Genomic DNA, 17,855 nt, shown 5'->3' on the forward strand with positions numbered 1-17,855 from the left:
GGGGGTGTGCGCCGCATGGATGCGGCGACCAAGCCCCCATGGTTGGGTTTACGGCGTCCCCCGCCAACCCACCCCCGCCGGCCCAAAACAGTGAAGCCTGCAAACGAGGGCTTTGGAAACGAAACAACCTGTTACCCGAACGGGCCATGCAGCAGATGAAACACCGTGCAATGCTTCCAACCTGTCCCCCGCCAGCGAGAAAGCCCGCATGACGACCATCATCGCCCCGCGCGTCCATGACATCGGCGGCCTCGAAGTCCGCCGCGCCGTGCCCAGCATCCAGGCGCGCAGCGTCGGACCGTTCGTGTTCGTCGACCAGATGGGCCCCGCCGTCATGGGCGCCGGTGCCGGCATCGACGTCCGCCCGCACCCGCACATCGGCCTGGCCACCGTCACCTTCCTCTGGTCCGGCGCCATCGGCCACCGCGACACCCTCGGCTCCGACCAGGTGATCCGCCCCGGCGACGTCAACTGGATGACCGCCGGCCGCGGCATCGCCCACTCCGAACGCACCCCGCCGGTCGAACGCGAACACGACCATCCCATCCACGGCATGCAGACCTGGGTCGCACTGCCGAAGGCGTATGAAGAAACCGCGCCCGCCTTCTACCACCACGCCGCCGCCACCCTGCCCGAGCAGCGCCGCAACGGCGCCTGGCTGCGCGTCATCGCCGGTCGCGCCTACGGCGAAGAATCCCCCGTGAAAGTCTTTGCCGACACCCTCAACGTCGCCATCGACCTGGACCCCGGTGCCGAACTCGACCTCGATACCGGCCACGTCGAACGCGCGCTCTACATCCTCGAAGGCGAGGCCCAGCTCGACGGCGTCGATCTGCCCGCCCAGCATCTCATCATTCCCGAAACCGGCGCCCGTGGCCGGTTGCGTGCCAAGACGCCGTTGAAGGCCATGCTGCTTGGTGGTGAACCGCTGGACGGACCGCGCCACCTCTGGTGGAACTTCGTGTCCAGTTCCAAGGAACGCATCGAGCAGGCCAAGCACGATTGGGAATCGGGGGCTTTCGGCAACATTCCCGGCGACGACAAGGAATTCATTCCACTGCCGGCGTAATGCGCGCCCGTTGCATCATCCGATTTCCGACGTGATTCCCCTTGGGCATCCGTGGAGATCTTCAATGAGCATGGGCAAGCGTCTGGCCGCCGAATTCCTCGGCACCTTCTGGCTGGTTCTCGGCGGCTGTGGCAGCGCCGTCCTCGCAGCGAAATTCGGCGGTGACGGCAACCCGCTGGGCATCGGCTTCCTCGGCGTCGCACTGGCCTTCGGCCTCACCGTACTGACCGGCGCCTACGCGTTCGGCCACATCTCCGGCGCCCACTTCAACCCCGCTGTCAGCGTCGGCCTGTGGGTCGGCGGGCGCTTCCCGGCGCGCGACCTGCTGCCCTACATCGTCGCCCAGGTGCTGGGCGGCCTGCTGGCCGGCTTCATCCTGCTGCAGATCGCCTCCGGCGCACCCGGCTTCCAGATCGACGGCAGCCAGGCCGGCGCCTTCGCCAGCAACGGTTACGGCGCACTCTCGCCCGGTGGCTACAGCGTCGCCGCCGCCTTCCTGTGCGAAGTGGTGCTCACCGCCCTGTTCCTGGTGGTCATCATGGGTGCCACCCACGGCCGTGCCCCGGCGGGCTTCGCCCCGATCGCCATCGGCCTGGCCCTGACCCTGATCCACCTGATCAGCATCCCGGTCACCAACACCTCCGTGAACCCGGCCCGCTCCACCGCCGTGGCGGTGTTCGCCGGCAGCGGCGCGCTGGGCCAGCTGTGGCTGTTCTGGCTGGCCCCGCTGCTGGGCGGGCTGATCGGCGGCATCGCCTACAAATGGATCGGTGCCGATGGCCCACCCCGCTAACCGGGTTCAGAATCATTTGAAACGGTTATTTGAAGAACCGGTCACATTCCGTTAAGGTCGAAATCACCAGACCGTCACCTGACGGGTCCTTCCGGTACGCGCATGGGGCATGCGCAGCACATCGGCCAGGGAACGCTTGGCCACCGGAAGCGCCCGCAGGGGACGACACGGCTACTTGCACACTTGGGGGAACGCATGAAGATCCTGCACGCCTTGATATTCCTTGGCCTTTCACTGACGGCCGGCATCGCCTCGGCGCAATCGGCCGCCAAATGCCCGGCACTGCCCGAATCCAGCGGCCTGCAATGGCAGGAACAGTCTGCGGCCACCTACGTGCTCTGCAAGGCCACTGCGGCAGACGGGCGCGAGGTCATGACCATGATGCTCACCGGGCGCGACCCGGATATTCCGCTGCCCCGCCCGCTGCGCCAGGAAAAGGGCAACTTCGCCGGTGAGTCGCTGTACTGGTACCAGCCTGACCTGGGCGGACAGCAGCCGCCGGGGTATGCCACCCGCCGCATGACCGTGGTCAAGTTCGACAAGAACCGCTACGCGCAGATTTCGCTGTATCCCAGCGACGCCAGCGAGCTGCGCGCGCTGCAGACGTTGTCGCAGGGCATGAACCTCAATCCGTCGGCGGTCGCCGCGGAGCGCTGACACCCGGTAGCGCCGGCCGTTGGCCGGCGCTGGCTTGTTTCAGAAGCGGCCTTCCTGGAAATCCACGAAGGCCTGCATCAGTTCCTGCCTGGTGTTCATCACGAACGGGCCATGGCGCATCACCGGCTCCCGCAACGGCCGCCCGGCGACCAGGATCAATCGCGCTCCACCGGCGCCCGCGCGCAGCTGCAGCAGTTCGCCGCCATCGAGCACCGCCATTTCCTGCCGGTCGACCGGACGCGCGTCATCGCCGTCGCCAATCGTCAGCCCGCCTTCGAACACATAGGCGAACGCGTTATGCCCTTCAGGCAGCACGTAATCCCAGGCCGTGCCTGCATCCAGCTGCACATCCAGGTACAACGGATCGGTGGCCGGCTGCACGATCGGGCCGACCGTGTCGCCCACCTGCCCGGCGATCACCTTGACCTGCACGCCCGGCGCCGGCTGCGCCAGCGGGATGCGGTCCGGCGCGAACTCCTGGTACTTGGGATCGGTCATCTTGTCGCGCGCCGGCAGGTTCACCCACAACTGGAAGCCGCGCATCTGCCCCGATTCCTGCTCGGGCATTTCCGAATGCACCAGGCCGCGGCCGGCGGTCATCCACTGCACGCTGCCCGGGGTGAGCAGGCCCTCGTTGCCGTGGTTGTCCTTGTGCCGCATGCGCCCGTCGAGCATGTAGGTCACGGTCTCGAAGCCGCGATGCGGGTGGCTGGGGAAGCCTGCGATGTAGTCCTCGGCGCGATCGGTGCCGAATTCATCCAGCAGCAGGAACGGGTCAAGGTCCGGCAGCGAGGGGCCGCCGATGACCCGGGTCAGGCGCACGCCGGCCCCGTCGGAGGTGGCCATGCCACGGATGGTGCGCTGCACGCGCACCGGGGTTGGGCTGCTCATGTTGACTCCGGCGAAAGGAAGATGGATACAAGATGGGCGCAGCCCCCGGAGGCGCCAACCGTCATGCCCGCAACCGATTGTTCCAAGCGTGGTGTTCTGTACCCGTGTACGACCAAAGTACTAGCGGCAAGCCTCCGCAGGCGCATTGACCCGGTCACTGCCAGGGCGGACCCTTACGGAGTTCTTCAGGGAGACGCAATCTCATGAAAGGTTTTTCCAAGCTGGGTTGGGCGGCGCTCGCGCTGCTCGGCGCATTCTGTCTTGGCACCGTCGCATTGCGGCGGGGCGAACACATCAACGCGCTGTGGATCGTGGTCGCCGCAGTCTCCATCTATCTCATTGCCTATCGCTTCTACAGCCTGTTCATCGCCGACAAGGTGATGCAGCTCGATCCCACCCGGGCCACGCCCGCGGTGATCAACAACGATGGCCTGGATTACGTGCCCACCAACAAGCACGTGCTGTTCGGCCACCACTTCGCGGCCATCGCCGGTGCGGGGCCGCTGGTGGGCCCGGTGCTGGCGGCGCAGATGGGCTACCTGCCCGGCCTGCTGTGGCTGGTGGTGGGCGTGGTGCTGGCCGGCGCGGTGCAGGACTTCATGATCCTGTTCATTTCCAGCCGCCGCAACGGGCGTTCACTGGGTGACCTGGTGCGCGAGGAAATGGGCCAGGTGCCTGGCACCATCGCGTTGTTCGGCGCATTCCTGATCATGATCATCATCCTGGCGGTGCTGGCGATGGTGGTGGTGAAGGCACTGGCGGAAAGCCCGTGGGGCATGTTCACGGTGATTGCGACGATGCCCATCGCGATCCTGATGGGCATCTACATGCGCTACATCCGCCCGGGCAAGATCGGCGAAATTTCGGTGGTGGGGTTGATCCTGCTGCTGCTGGCGATCTGGTACGGCGGCAAGGTGGCGGCGGACCCGGTCTGGGGCCCGGCCTTCACCTTCACCGGGATCCAGATCACCTGGATGCTGATCGGTTACGGCTTCGTGGCGTCGGTGCTGCCGGTGTGGCTGCTGCTGGCCCCGCGCGATTACCTGTCGACGTTCCTGAAGATCGGCACGATCGTGGCGCTGGCCATCGGCATCCTGATCGTGATGCCGGAGCTGAAGATGCCGGCGCTGACGCAGTTCGCGGCAAGCGGCGATGGTCCGGTGTGGAAGGGCGGCATGTTCCCGTTCCTGTTCATCACCATTGCGTGCGGTGCGGTGTCGGGCTTCCATGCGTTGATCGCGTCGGGTACGACGCCGAAGCTGCTGGCCAATGAGCGCCACATGCGCTACATCGGTTACGGCGGCATGCTGATGGAATCGTTCGTGGCGGTGATGGCGCTGGTGGCGGCATCGATCATCGATCCGGGCATCTACTTTGCGATGAACAGCCCGGCGGCGGTGATCGGTGCCGATGCGGTCTCGGCGGCACACTACATCACCACGACGTGGGGCTTCACGATCACGCCGGAGCAGCTGGAGGCGACGGCGGCGGCGATTGGCGAGCCGACGATCCTGCACCGTGCGGGTGGCGCGCCGACGCTGGCGGTGGGTATCGCGCAGATCCTGCACCAGGCGATCCCGAGTGGCAGCAACGCGATGATGGCGTTCTGGTACCACTTCGCGATCCTGTTCGAGGCACTGTTCATCCTGACGGCGGTGGATGCGGGTACGCGCGCGGGCCGCTTCATGCTGCAGGACCTGCTGGGCAACTTCATCCCGGCGCTGAAGAAGACCGAGTCGTGGACGGCGAACATCATCGCGACGGCGGGCTGCGTGGCGCTGTGGGGCTATCTGCTGTACACGGGCGTGGTGGATCCGTTCGGTGGCATCCAGACGCTGTGGCCGCTGTTCGGCATCTCGAACCAGATGCTGGCGGGTATCGCGCTGATGCTGGGTACGGTGGTGCTGTTCAAGATGAAGCGTGACCGCTATGCGTGGGTGACGGCGGTGCCGGCGGTATGGCTGCTGATCTGCACGACGTATGCGGGGCTGATCAAGATCTTCGACAGCAATCCGGCGCAGGGCTTCCTGGCGCAGGCGCACAAGTTCCAGGATGCGATTGCGAGCGGGACGATCACGGCACCGGCCAAGACGGTGGGGCAGATGCAGCAGATCGTGGTGAACGCGTACGTCAACACGGGGCTGACGGTGCTGTTCCTGTTCGTGGTGTTCGCGATCCTGGCCTATGCGATCAAGACGATCGTGGTGGCACGCCGTACGCCGCAGCGCACGGACCGTGAGACGGAATACGTGGCGCTGCAGCCGCACCAGATGGCGGACCTGTGATGAGCACGGGTCTGGTTCCGGTCGGGCAGTACCAGGCGCACCGCCGCATCTGGCGGCGCCTGGTGCAGACGGCACGTCTGTGCTGCGGGATTCCCGATTACGACAACTACGTGCGGCACGTGCTGGAGAAGCATCCGGACCGCACGCCGATGGACTACAAGACGTTCTTCCGCGAGCGCCAGGAAGCGCGTTACGGCGGCCGCAATGGGGGTCGCTGCTGCTGACATTGGCGCTATCGCGCCGTTGACCGGTAGGTCTCGACCGTTGGTCGAGACGGCTTCTAGAACCGAAAAGGCGGCGCACCTGCGCCGCCTTTTCTCTGGGCTCTGATTTGATATCGGCCATGGCGGGGCGCCGGTAAGGGTGCGGGACACGCCGTAAACCCATCCCTGGGGGCTGGTAGAAAACATCCATGTTTTCTACAGTCCCGCACCCCCACCGCCGCCCCGCCATCCACAGATGGCAGATGACGGAACCTAGAGCAGGTAGCGCCAGCCGTTGGCTGGCCTTCCCGATGCTGATGGTGTCGTTACGCTCCGGCCATCCATTTAAGGATCAAGCCGGTTACGTATGCCAGACCGGTTCCCGTGGCGTATCCGACTGTTCCGAGGAGCACCCCCACCGGCGCCAGGCTGGGATGGAATGCCGCTGCCACCACAGGTGCCGATGCCGCTGCGCCGATGTTGCCCATCGAGCCGATGCCGAAGAAGAACAACGGCGCTTTGACCATCTTGGCGACGGTCCACAGGACGAGAATGTGGGTCAGCATCCAGATCACGCCGAGCAGGAACAGCCACGGGCGGTCCAGCAGGGACAGCAGGTTCATCTGCATGCCGATGCAGGCGATCAGGAAGTACAGGAACACGGTGCCCAGGCGGGATGCGCCTGCCGATTCGAGCCGGCGTGCGCGGGTGAAGCTCAGGCCGAGGCCGAGCAACGTGGAGAGCAGGACCACCCAGACGAAGGCACTGTCGAGGCTGAACTGGCTGGCCCAGCTGATGTGGGCTTTGAACCAGGCGCTCAGGGGGGCGGCGATGGCGTGGGCCAGGCCGACGCCGCCGAGGGCGACGCCGACGATCAGCATGAGGTCGGTGAGGCTGGGAATGCGGGCGTTCTGGGCCTCATAGGCACTGATGCGCGCTTTCATTTCGTCGATGGCGCGGGTGTCAGCGCCGTTGCGGGTGTCGATCTGGGTGGCGCGGTTGGCCAGGAACAGCAGGACGGCCATCCACAGGCTGGCGCAGGCGACGTCGACGACGGCGAACTGGCCGAAGGTGGTGGCGTCGGTGCCGAATACTTCGCGCATGGCGACCATGTTGGCGCCGCCACCGATCCAGCTGCCGGCCAGTGCGGCCATGCCGGCCCAGGTGTCGCCGGCGACGGTTTCCGGGTGGATCCAGGACATCAGCTGGAACGACACCACGGCGCCGAGCATGATGCCGAAGGTGCCGGCGCAGAACACGATGAGCAGCTTGGGGCCGAGCTTGAGGATGCCCTTGAGGTCGATGGAAAGGGTGAGCAGCACCAGGGCGGCGGGCAGCAGCACGTCGCGGGCGATGGGGTTGTAGAGGGCGGTGTCGTGGCCGTCGATGAGGCCTGCGGTGTTGTAGATGGCCGGGATGAAGTAGCACAGCAGCAGGGCGGGCACCCAGGCGAAGATTTTCTTCAGCAGGGGGGTCGGGCCGCTGGCGGCCCAGAAAATCAGGGCCAGGGTGGCCGCGATCAGGCCAAGGCCAACGATATCGTTGGTGATGAGGGCAGTAATGGGTTCGGTCGGCATGCGATCCTCTGTCGATCGAAAGGGCAAAAAAAAGCGCCGCATGATGCGACGCCTTTTTGAGCTTAACACTGTCTTCACCACATGCCACGTTGCGCTGCCGCGAACTGCCACGGCTACCCTGGCAACGATGCGCTCAGGTCGAGGATGACGCGGGTACCGCGCGGTTCGCTCTGTTCGATGGTGAGTGCCCAGCCGAGGTGTTCGCACAGGCGGGCGATCAGTTCGAGGCCGATGCCGCTCTGTCCGTTGCGATCACCGCGGGCCATGCGCGCGTAGACCGCGGCAATTTCTTCAGGGCTCATGCCTTCGCCGGGATCCTGCAGGGTGACCACGGCACGGTCGGATACGTTGATGGTGATGGTGCCGCGGCCACTGTTTTCGATGGCGTTGCGCAGCAGGTTGCCGATCGCGGCCTGGACCACGCCGAGCGGCGCGATGATGTCCACGTTGGCCAGGCCCTGCACGGCGATCTGCAGGTCCTTGTCGCCCATCAGGTGGCGATGGTCTTCGATGATGTCCGGCACCAGCTGGTCCAGCGGGATGCGTTCCTTCAACGCGGCCAGGCGCGCCGGTTCGCGCGCGAGTACCAGCAGCAGCTGGATAAGCTGCTCCACGCCCTGGGCGGTGCGGTGCACGCGCTGCATCTGCTGGCGCGCACGGTCGGGCAGCGCGGGCTGCTCCAGCGCCAGTTCGGCGGCGCCGGTGATCACCGCGATGGGGGTGCGCAGTTCGTGGCTGGCGGTGCTGATGAACACCCGTTCGCGTTCCACGAACTGTTCGTTGCGGGCCAGGTAGTCGTTGAGCGCGGCGGCGATGACGTACAGCTCGGAGCTGCCGCGCGGGTCGACTTCGACGCGCTGGCCAGCCATGCCGGGCTTGAGGCCGTCGATATGCCGGGCCAGTGAGCGCAGCGGGCTGACCAGGCGGCTGACGCCGAACGAGGCCATCACTACCGTCACTACGATCATCACCACGCTGGCCAGCATCACCCAGCGGGTGGCGAATTCTTCCAGGTCGTGGAAGTCGTTGATGTCCAGCACCAGTGCAAGCCGGCCCTGCCCGGCGGTGTCGCGCACCATCACCGCGCTGGCGCGGCCGGCGATTTCCACGCCGTCGTGCAGGCCCGGATGCAGGGTGCGCAGGATCGGCGGAACACCGGGACTGTCATCGACGGTGAACAGGCGCAACGTGTCCGAGTCCTGCCAGCGGTAGTGCGGTTCGTGTTCGATGTGGCTGACGATGCTGTCCAGTTCGGAGTTCAACAGTGCGCGCCACGCCGAATGCTCGGCATGCTCGTGCACGTAGTTGCCCACGCTGAACACCGCCAGCGAGATCAAAGCCAGGTAGCCCAGCAGCCACCAGACCAGCCGCCGGTGCAGCGGCGCGGGCTTACGCAGTTTCATCGTGGCCTTCGGTGGCCGGCGCACCCAGGCGATACCCCACGCGCGGCAGGGTATGGATGAGCTTGTGCTGGAACGGACCGTCCACGCTGCGGCGCAGTTCGTAGATGTGGGAACGCAGCAGGTCGCCGTCGGGCAGCTCATCGCCCCACAGCGCGAACTCCAGCTGCTGGCGGGTGACCGCCGCCGGGCTGGCGCGCATCAGCACTTCCAGCAGCTTGCGGCAGGCCGGGTACAGGTGCAGGGCCTGGCCGTCGCGCTGCGCTTCCAGCGTGGCCAGGTCCAGGGTGAGATCGGCTACTTCCAGCACCTTGCGCGGGTTGCGCCCCTGCGCGCGCACGCGCAGCGCTTCCAGCCGGACTTCCAGTTCCGGCAGGGCGAACGGCTTGGTCAGGTAGTCGTCGGCGCCGGCGCGGAAGCCGGCGATCTTGTCGGGCAGTTCGTCGCGCGCGGTGAGCATGATCACCGGCACTTCCGAGCCGTGCTCGACGCGTAGGCGGCGCAGCACGTCGGGGCCTTCCATGCGCGGCAGCATCCAGTCCAGGATCAGCGCGTCGTAGCTCTGGGTGGCGGCCAGGTGCAGGCCGGTGACGCCATCGGGGGCGACGTCGAGGACATGGCCACGCGCTTCGAAATACTCGAACAGGTTAGCGACCAGTTGGCGGTTGTCTTCAATGACCAGGAGCCGCATGCGTCGGGAACTCGGGAGTGATACCGCCATGGTAGCCCGTGGAATGTCGGAATCCGGTCGCAATCGCCCCGGTTCGACGCCTTTCTTACATCGGCTGGGCGACAGTGCGGGCTTTCCAACCGATCCCTTGCCCTTGCAGACGATCCTGACCCGCCATCGGTGGCGACTGCTGACCTGCCTCGCCCTGCTGTTGGCCCTTGCCGCAGGGATCGGACTGCGCGCCCCTACCCCGCCGGATGAGCCCCGTTTCGTGCTGGCCGCCCGGGCCATGGTCGAGACCGGCCAGTGGCTGCTGCCCCACCGGGGCAGCGAACTGTACGCCGAAAAGCCGCCGGTGTTCATGTGGATCCAGGCGGCGACCTACCAGGTCATCGGGAACTGGAACCTGGCCTTCCTGCTGCCCTCGCTGCTGGCCGGGCTGGCCACGTTGTGGCTGAGCTGGGACCTGGCGCGGCGTCTGTGGAACCGGCGCATCGCCTGGTGGGCGCTGCTGGCGCTGGCCAGCTGCCTGCAGTTCGGGCTGATGGCCAAGCGTGCACAGATCGACATGGTGCTGGTCGCGCTCACCACCCTGTCGTTGTGGGCGCTGCTGCGCCACCTGCTGGAACGGCCGAACACGCGGTTGCTGTGGGTGGCCGGGTTCGCCGCGGGTCTCGGCACGGTCACCAAGGGCGTGGGCTTCCTGCCGCTGCTGGTGCTGCTGCCGTGGGCGCTGTGGCGCTGGAAAGGCCAGCCGCGGCCTGGCGCTGCCCTGCCCCGCGCGCGTTCACTGCTGTGGCTGATACCGGCATTCCTGCTCGGCACCGCCGTATGGCTGGGCCCACTTGGGATCGCGCTGCTCAATGACCCCTCGCCGGAGCTGCAGGGCTATGCGCGCGAACTACTGTTCAAGCAGACTGGCACCCGCTATGCCAATGCCTGGCACCACGTGCAGCCGGCCTGGTACTACCTGCAGGTGATCGCCACGCTGTGGCTGCCCGGCAGCCTGCTGCTGCCCGCGCTGGTTCCCGCGTGGTGGAGGCGCCTCAAGCGCCTGGATGGGCGCTACTGGCTGCTGCTCGGCTGGGCGCTGCTGGTGCTGCTGTTCTTCAGTGCCAGCCCCGGCAAGCGCGAGGTCTACATCTTCCCGATGCTGCCGGCGCTGTGCGTGGCCGCCGCCCCGCTGCTGCCCGGCCTGCTGCGCCGGCCTGGTCCGCGCTGGCTGCTGCTGGCCTACGTGCTGGTGCTGGGCGCGGCGGCTCTGGGGATCGGCGCGCAGTTGCTGGGCGACGGTGCCTGGGCGCATGCGCAGCTGGCCAAGCGCGGCATGCCAGAAACCCTGCTGCCGGTACTCGGGGCGTGGCTGCTTGGCTTCGGCATTGTGGTGCTGCTGCTGGCCGCCTGGCTTCGCCAGCGGCGTGCCGGCATGCTTGCTGTGTTGACTGCGGTGCTGTTGTGGAACCTGCACGGCTGGGGCCTGATGCCTGCATTGGGTCCGTACAGTTCTTCGTCGGCATTGATGCAGCAGGTCGGCGAGCGGATCGGCCCGTCGGCCGAGCTGGGCGCGCTGGCCTGGCGCGAGCAGAACCTGCTGCAGGCCGACCGGCCGGTGACCGACTTCGGGTTCAAGCGCCCCTGGGACGAACAGTGGCATGACGCTGGCCCGTGGCTGGCGCAGGCGCCGCACGAGCGCTGGCTGCTGGTGCTGGAGCAGGCGATCAGTCCGTGCGTGGATCGCGCGCAGGCGGTAATGATCGGCAGTGCCAACCGCAACCGCTGGTGGCTGGTACCCGGCACGGCATGGAATGCAGCCTGCCACGCGGAACTGTCCAAGGATGCAGCCGCCGGCGTGGACGACGGTGACTGAATCGCGGATGCACGGCGCGGCCGATTAACGCGCGGGGAACATCGCTCCGACCGGTCTCCGACACGCCGCTGACGACCATGGCGCCGGTTTCCCCGCCGGCCCTGCCTGATGCTTCCTGCTTCCCCTGCACTTGTCCCGCTCGCTTCCGACGCGCCCGCGCAGGCGTCCGGGTTCCTGCGCCGCCATCTCGGTTGGCCGCTGCTGGCCGTGCTGGCCGCCAGTGCCGCACTGATGGCGGGCGGGGGTGACCAGTGGCTTGCGGACCAGCTGTACCGCATGGAAGGCCATCACTGGCTCCTGCAGAACGCATGGGCGACGAGCCAGTTGATCCACAAGGGTGGCAAGTGGCTGAGCGCAGCGGCAACGCTGCTGACCCTCGTGCTGTGCTTCCACGCCTGGCGCCACGAACGCGCGGCCGCATGGCGCTGGCCGCTGCTGTACCTGGTAATGGCCGTCGCGCTGGGCACCGGCGTGGTGTCGCTGCTGAAGTCCCTCACCAACATGGATTGCCCGTGGGACCTGGCGCGCTACGGCGGCCTGCGCGAATACGTGGGCCTGTTCGCCACCCGCCCGCACGGCATGCCGCGCGGGGTGTGCTTTCCGGCCGGGCATTCCAGCGCCGGGTTTGCCTGGGTGAGCCTGTACTTCTTCGCGCTGCTGGTGCGCCCGGCATGGCGATGGCGTGGCCTTGCCGTGGGGCTGGTCGCCGGCGGCGTGTTCGGTGCCGCGCAGCAGCTGCGCGGCGCGCATTTCCTGTCGCATGACCTGTGGACGCTGGCGACCTGCTGGACGGTGTCGCTGCTGTTGTTCCTGCTGGTACGCCGCATGGCAGGAGCACGCGCGTGAATGCCATCGCCTCGCGCATGCCGCGCCTTGCTTCGCTGTCAGCCCTGCGCCACTGGCGCCCCACCTGGTCCACCGAAACCCTCATCGCGCTCACCAGCATGTTCTTCGCGCTGGCCTGCAACGGCCTGTTCTGGCACAGCGCGATGGCCACCCATCCGGGCAGCCTGCGCTTCGGCCTTTCGCTGCTGTTGCTGCTGGTCGGCGCGCACAGCCTGCTGATGGGCCTGCTGGTGTGGCGCTGGAACGCAAAGGTGATGATCGGCGTGCTGCTGCTGGGCACAGCGATGGCCGCGCATTACATGGGCAGCTACCACATCTACCTGGATGCGGACATGCTGCGCAACGTGCTGGCGACCGACCACAAGGAAAGCCGCGAGCTCATCACTCCCAGCCTGATCGCCCCGCTGGTGCTGCTGGCGGCGCTGCCGATGGTCGTGCTGTGGCGCGTGCAGCTGCTGCGCCGCAGCTGGGGCAAGGCACTGCTGTGGCGTGGCGGCTTCCTGCTGCTGTCGGCCGCCGTGGCACTGGGCGGTTCGCTGCTGTCGTTCCAGGAAATGTCGGCGCTGATGCGCAACCAGCGCGAGGTGCGCTACCTGGCCACGCCGGGCAACTACCTGCTGGGCCTGCCCAAGGCGCTGCGCGGCGACAACCCGATCCAGCGCGCACCGAAGCTGCCGATCGGGCTGGATGCCAAGGCCACCCCGCGCGCGGCCGACAGCAGGCCGCGGCTGCTGGTGATCGTGATGGGTGAAACCGCGCGTGCGCAGAACTGGGGCTTGAACGGCTACGCCCGGCAGACCACGCCGCAGCTGGCGCAGACCAGCGCGATCAACTTCCCGGACATGCATTCGTGCGGCACCAGCACCGAAGTGTCGCTGCCCTGCCTGTTCTCGCCCTATGGCCGCCACGATTACGATGAGAAGAAGATCCGCGCGCACCAGTCGCTGCTGCACGTGCTCGACCACGCCGGCATCGGCACGCTGTGGCGCGACAACCAGTCCGGCTGCAAGGGCGTGTGCGAAGGGCTGCCGATGCAGGCACTGGACGATGCAACGCATCCCACCCTGTGCGCCAACGGCCGTTGCAGGGACGAGATCCTGATCGACAACCTCGCCGAGCAGGTCCGTGCAACGCCGGGCGACCGGGTGGTGGTGCTGCACCAGCTGGGCAACCACGGCCCGAGCTACTTCGAGCGCTACCCCACCCGCTTCCGCCACTTCACCCCGACCTGCGACACCCCGGACCTGGGCAAGTGCAGCCGCGAGGAAATCACCAACAGCTACGACAACGCGCTGCTGTATACCGACCAGCTGCTGGCCCACACCATCGGCACGCTGCAGGGCATGCAGGACTACGACACGGCGATGATCTATCTGTCCGACCATGGCGAATCGCTCGGCGAGAAGGGCCTGTACCTGCACGGGGTGCCGTACGCGATCGCCCCGCAGGAACAGACCCGGGTGCCGATGACCATGTGGTTCTCGCCCGGCTTCGCCGCCAGCCGTGGGCTGGACCTGGCCTGCGTGCGCCGGCGCGCCACCCAGTACACGGACCATGACAACGTGTTCCCGTCGGTACTGGGCCTGATGCAGGTGAAGACCGCGCTGTACGAGCGCGACCGCGACCTGTTCGCCGGCTGCGGGCGCTGACGGGACCTGTGGCCCTTGCGGTGCGGCGGCGGCCCCACTAGCCTTCGCCGGTCTGTCACCACCCAAGGATGTCCCCGTGAACCACCGCCCGCTCCTGCTGGCCCTGGCTGTCGGTGCTGCCGCACTGACGCTGGCGGCCTGCCAGAAGGACCCGTCCCCGGCCGATGCACCGGCCGCAGGCACCGCCGCGCCGACCGAAACCGCGGACCAGTTCATCGCCCGCGTCAACGCCGAGTACAAGGCGCTGTACCCGGAAATGACCTCGGCCCAGTGGCTGTCCTCGACCTACATCAATGACGATTCCGAGCGCGTGGCGGCCAAGGCCAACGAACGCTGGCTGACCATCCTCAACGGCTGGATCGCCCAGGCTGGCAAGTACGACGGCCAGCCGATGAGCGAGGACACCAAGCGCCAGATCCACCTGCTCAAGCTGATGACCGCCATGCCGGCCCCGCGCGACCCGGCCAAGCTGGGCGAGCTGACCCGCATCGCCAGCCGCATGGAAGGCGCGTACGGCTCGGGCAAGTACTGCACCGACGAGGCCAACCCGGCCACCTGCCGCCAGCTGGGCGACCTGGAAGAAGTGCTGGCCAGCAGCCGCGACTATGACAAGCAGCTGGACGCCTGGCAGGGTTGGCACGCCACCACCAAGCCGATGCGCGCCGACTACCAGCGCTTCGTCGGCCTGGTCAACGAAGGCGCCAAGGAAATGGGCTTCGCCGATGCCGGGCAGATGTGGCGCAGCGGCTACGACATGCCGCCCGAGCAGATCGGCCCGGAAACCGACCGCCTGTGGGAACAGGTCAAGCCGATGTACGAGCAGCTGCACTGCTACGCCCGTACCAAGCTGGACGGCACCTACGGCAAGGACAAGGCCGAAACCGAAGGCGGCCTGATCGCCGCGCACCTGCTGGGCAACATGTGGCAGCAGGACTGGTCCAACCTGTGGGACCAGCTGGAACCGTACCCGGGCGCAGGCAGCCTGGACATCACCGCCGCCTTGGAAAAGCAGTACCAGGCCAACCTGAGCGGTGCACTGGCCAAGGCCGGCGGCAGCAACGCGAACGTGGAAGCGCTGTACAAGGCGCAGCGTGAGGCCGAACTGCGTACCGCCAAGCAGATGACCGAACGCGCGCAGGACTTCTACGTGTCGCTGGGCATGCCGGCGCTGCCGAAGTCGTACTGGGACAAGACCCAGTTCATCAAGCCGCTGGACCGCGACGTGGTCTGCCACGCCAGTGCGTGGGACATGAACATGGAAGGCGACGTGCGCACCAAGATGTGCATCAAGCCGACCGAGGAAAACTTCACCACCATCTACCACGAGCTGGGCCACATCTATTACGACCTGGCCTACAACCCGCTGCCGCCGCTGTTCCAGGGCGGTGCCAACGATGGCTTCCACGAAGCGATCGGCGACACCATCGTGCTGGCGATGACCCCGCAGTACCTCAACTCGATCGGGCTGGTCGACAAGCCGCAGGAAAGCCGCGAGGCCACCATCAACGCGCAGATGCGCATGGCCCTGAGCGGCGTGTCGTTCCTGCCGTTCGGCCTGATGATCGACCGCTGGCGCTGGGGCGTGTTCGATGGCTCGATCACCCCGGACCAGTACAACAAGGCGTGGTGGGACCTGAAGGCCAAGTACCAGGGCGTGGCCCCGGCCTCGGCGCGCGGCGAGGAGTTCTTCGATCCGGGCGCCAAGTACCACGTGCCGGGCAATACCCCGTACACCCGCTACTTCCTGGCGCGCATCCTGCAGTTCCAGTTCTACAAGGGCCTGTGCGACGCGGCCGGCTACAAGGGCCCGCTGCACCAGTGCAGCTTCTACGGCAACAAGGAAGCCGGCCAGAAGTTCTGGGCGATGCTGAGCAAGGGTGCCAGCCAGCCGTGGCAGGCCACGCTGAAGGAAATCACCGGCGGCGACAAGCTCGATGCCGGCCCGATGATCGAGTATTTCACCCCGGTCAACGAGTGGCTCAAGCAGCAGAACCAGGGCCAGATGTGTGGCTGGCAGCCGCCTGGCGCGGCGGCAGCGCCGAAGGCCCCGTAAACGAAAAAAACCGGCCAATGGCCGGTTTTTTTCTGCGCGGTCGGTTGTCAGGATTTGGGTTTCAGCGACGCGGCCAACTCGGTCTTGAACTGCTCGAAATCCTTGCCCTCGCCCTTGGCTTCGGCGTGCGCGGCGTCTTTCAGCGCATCCGAATACACCAGGCGCACCGGGGTGCCCTGGCGCTCGTGCAGTTCGGCGGCCTGCATGATCAGCGCCAGCACGCGGGCGGCGCTGGGGGTCTGCCCGGCGATACGGCCATCCATGCCCAGCACCCACTCGCCGTCGCGACGGACCACCCCGGCCAGCAGCGTGCGTTGCTGGTCGCGCAGCTCGGCATGCGGCTCGACCGGCGATGCATGGGCCTTTTCGCGGTTGGCTTCTTCGATTTCGCGGCGCCGGCGCAGGTCACGACGCAGTTTGGAGGTGGTCGACATCAGGGGGAGTTCCGTACCGCAACAATGGTGAAAGAATACCGCACGGGGGCTCAGGCAAGGGCCGCCGCAGCCTCGCGGCGGCGTTCGCAGCGACGCTCCCAGAACCAGAAGCTGGCGCCGATGGCGAAGAAGCCGGCATAGCCCAGCGCCAGGTGCAGCGGAGTGTGGCTGAGCATCGGCGACACCACCCCGGCCACCACGGTGTTGATCATCAGCTGCAGGAACATCTGCATCGACGAGGCAAGACCGCGCTGGTGCGGGTACATATCCAGCACCGCAAGCGCCAGGATCGGGAAGATCAGCGCCATGCCCACGCCACCGACGAAGATCGGCAGCACCGCCCAGGGCAGCGCGATCTGGTCCACCGCCAGCACATAGGCCAGGTTGACCAGCGCCGATACCGCGCACAAGCTGAAGCCGATCCCGACCTGGCGGGCGGCGGTCATCCGCCCGGCCATGCGTCCGGAGAGGAACGAGCCCGTGGTCATGCCGCCGATGGTGGGAATGAACAGCCAGGCAAAACCGCCCTCGCCCAGCTGCAGGTGCTGCATCACGAACACCGGTGCCGAGGCGATGTACAGGAAGATGCCGGAGAAATTGAACGCACCGGCTGCCGCCAGGCGCAGCAGGCGCGGATTGGTACCCATCTGCAGGTAGCTGCGCAGCAGCGCGCGGGTGGACAGCGGGGTGCGGGCTTCCACCGGGTGGGTCTCCGGCAGCCACTTGCCGGTGGCGGCAAGCAACACCAGCGCGAACACCACCAGGAACCAGAAGATCAGCGGCCAGTCGCCGCCGCCGAGCAGGATCCAGCCGCCGATGATCGGCGCGATCGCCGGGGCGATGCCGAAGATCATCGAGACCTGGCTCATCAGCCGCTGCGCGTCGGCGCCATGGTAGAGGTCGCGGATCACCGCCCGGCCGACGATCACGCCTACGCCGGCGGTGACGCCCTGCAGCGCGCGGAACACCAGCAGCGTGGTCAGGTCGCGCGACAGCGCGCAGCCGATCGAGGCGGCGATGAACAGCACCAGCCCGCCCAGGATCACGCGGCGGCGGCCGAACGCGTCCGACAGCGGGCCGTGCGCCAGGCTCATCAGGCCGTAGAACAGCAGGTACACGCTCACGGTCTGCTGCACCGCCACCTGGTCGACCTGCATGCGTTCGCCCAGCAGCAGGAACGCCGGGAAAATGGTGTCGATCGAGAACGGGCCGAACATGGCCAGGCCGGCGAGCAGCAGGGCCAGGCGGCGGTTGGAGGGCGGAGCGGGTGTCATCGGGTCTTCCGTCAGCGGCCGTGCGAACGCACGGAAGGCGCCGGCCGCAGCCTGCGGTGGCGCCTGATGAATACGAGGATGCAGCCATGATAGGCCGTCCGCCTGCCTGGCACCATGCCCGGCGCCCGGTTATGGCGCGGTCGGCGCCCCCTGTTCATGTGCCGGACGGGCGTTGCCGACCGGGCCG

General features: G+C 67.1%; 15 protein-coding genes. 9 read left to right on the top strand and 6 right to left on the bottom strand.

The window, feature by feature from the left end:
- Positions 1-208: 208 nt before the first annotated feature.
- From ACQG3P_RS07655 to ACQG3P_RS07665, 3 genes are all read left to right on the top strand, one after another.
- Positions 209-1,069, top strand: coding sequence for a pirin family protein (locus tag ACQG3P_RS07655; RefSeq protein ID WP_426804688.1), 861 nt, complete (start codon positions 209-211; stop codon positions 1,067-1,069).
- A 64-nt stretch (positions 1,070-1,133) separates the two neighbouring features.
- A complete protein-coding gene (gene aqpZ, locus ACQG3P_RS07660; protein ID WP_426804689.1) occupies positions 1,134-1,862 on the top strand; it encodes an aquaporin Z in 729 nt (242 codons plus the stop codon).
- Between the two features lie 195 nt (positions 1,863-2,057).
- Entirely contained in the window at positions 2,058-2,519 is a 462-nt protein-coding gene (locus ACQG3P_RS07665) for a hypothetical protein (protein ID WP_426804690.1), read from the top strand.
- Positions 2,520-2,558: 39 nt separating this feature from the next.
- On the opposite strand, the gene ACQG3P_RS07670 is transcribed toward ACQG3P_RS07665, so the two are convergent.
- Positions 2,559-3,410, bottom strand: coding sequence for a pirin family protein (locus ACQG3P_RS07670; protein WP_217537761.1), 852 nt, complete (start codon positions 3,408-3,410; stop codon positions 2,559-2,561).
- Between the two features lie 203 nt (positions 3,411-3,613).
- Between ACQG3P_RS07670 and ACQG3P_RS07675 the strand changes: the two genes are divergently transcribed.
- A complete protein-coding gene (locus tag ACQG3P_RS07675) occupies positions 3,614-5,695 on the top strand; it encodes a carbon starvation CstA family protein (protein ID WP_068853635.1) in 2,082 nt (693 codons plus the stop codon).
- Positions 5,695-5,919: a YbdD/YjiX family protein gene (locus ACQG3P_RS07680; RefSeq protein ID WP_068853636.1), complete on the top strand. Its 225-nt coding sequence runs from the start codon at positions 5,695-5,697 to the stop codon at positions 5,917-5,919. The genes ACQG3P_RS07675 and ACQG3P_RS07680 overlap by 1 nt, the downstream gene beginning before the upstream one ends.
- 305 nt (positions 5,920-6,224) lie before the next feature.
- On the opposite strand, the gene ACQG3P_RS07685 is transcribed toward ACQG3P_RS07680, so the two are convergent.
- From ACQG3P_RS07685 to ACQG3P_RS07695, 3 genes are all read right to left on the bottom strand, one after another.
- On the bottom strand, positions 6,225-7,475 hold the full coding sequence (locus tag ACQG3P_RS07685; RefSeq protein WP_426804732.1) for a DUF819 domain-containing protein: 1,251 nt from the start codon (positions 7,473-7,475) through the stop codon (positions 6,225-6,227).
- Between the two features lie 113 nt (positions 7,476-7,588).
- On the bottom strand, positions 7,589-8,878 hold the full coding sequence (locus tag ACQG3P_RS07690; RefSeq protein WP_217537763.1) for a sensor histidine kinase: 1,290 nt from the start codon (positions 8,876-8,878) through the stop codon (positions 7,589-7,591).
- Entirely contained in the window at positions 8,865-9,566 is a 702-nt protein-coding gene (locus ACQG3P_RS07695) for a response regulator transcription factor (protein ID WP_426804691.1), read from the bottom strand. The genes ACQG3P_RS07690 and ACQG3P_RS07695 overlap by 14 nt, the downstream gene beginning before the upstream one ends.
- Positions 9,567-9,699: 133 nt before the next feature.
- On the opposite strand from ACQG3P_RS07695, the gene ACQG3P_RS07700 reads away from it, so the two are divergent.
- The 4 genes from ACQG3P_RS07700 (at position 9,700) to ACQG3P_RS07715 (ending at position 15,960) form a co-directional block, all read left to right on the top strand.
- The gene (locus ACQG3P_RS07700; protein WP_426804692.1) at positions 9,700-11,412 is read left to right on the top strand and encodes a glycosyltransferase family 39 protein; all 1,713 of its coding nucleotides are present in this window, start codon (positions 9,700-9,702) and stop codon (positions 11,410-11,412) included.
- Positions 11,413-11,520: 108 nt separating this feature from the next.
- Positions 11,521-12,258 (top strand): phosphatase PAP2 family protein, encoded by a 738-nt coding sequence (locus ACQG3P_RS07705; RefSeq protein WP_217537766.1) that lies wholly within the window; start codon positions 11,521-11,523, stop codon positions 12,256-12,258.
- A 17-nt stretch (positions 12,259-12,275) separates the two neighbouring features.
- Positions 12,276-13,907: a phosphoethanolamine transferase gene (locus ACQG3P_RS07710; protein WP_426804733.1), complete on the top strand. Its 1,632-nt coding sequence runs from the start codon at positions 12,276-12,278 to the stop codon at positions 13,905-13,907.
- A gap of 76 nt (positions 13,908-13,983) precedes the next feature.
- Positions 13,984-15,960: a M2 family metallopeptidase gene (locus ACQG3P_RS07715; RefSeq protein WP_426804693.1), complete on the top strand. Its 1,977-nt coding sequence runs from the start codon at positions 13,984-13,986 to the stop codon at positions 15,958-15,960.
- A 47-nt stretch (positions 15,961-16,007) separates the two neighbouring features.
- On the opposite strand, the gene ACQG3P_RS07720 is transcribed toward ACQG3P_RS07715, so the two are convergent.
- Both ACQG3P_RS07720 and ACQG3P_RS07725 read right to left on the bottom strand, forming a co-directional pair.
- Positions 16,008-16,394 (bottom strand): hypothetical protein, encoded by a 387-nt coding sequence (locus ACQG3P_RS07720; protein ID WP_095364411.1) that lies wholly within the window; start codon positions 16,392-16,394, stop codon positions 16,008-16,010.
- Positions 16,395-16,444: 50 nt separating this feature from the next.
- Positions 16,445-17,668, bottom strand: a complete 1,224-nt coding sequence (locus ACQG3P_RS07725; RefSeq protein WP_217537769.1) for a multidrug effflux MFS transporter — start codon at positions 17,666-17,668, stop codon at positions 16,445-16,447.
- Positions 17,669-17,855: the final 187 nt, after the last annotated feature.

The sequence above is a fragment of the Stenotrophomonas sp. SrG genome, from assembly GCF_050031795.1.
In the GTDB taxonomy this organism is placed as follows: Bacteria; Pseudomonadota; Gammaproteobacteria; order Xanthomonadales; family Xanthomonadaceae; genus Stenotrophomonas; species Stenotrophomonas rhizophila_A.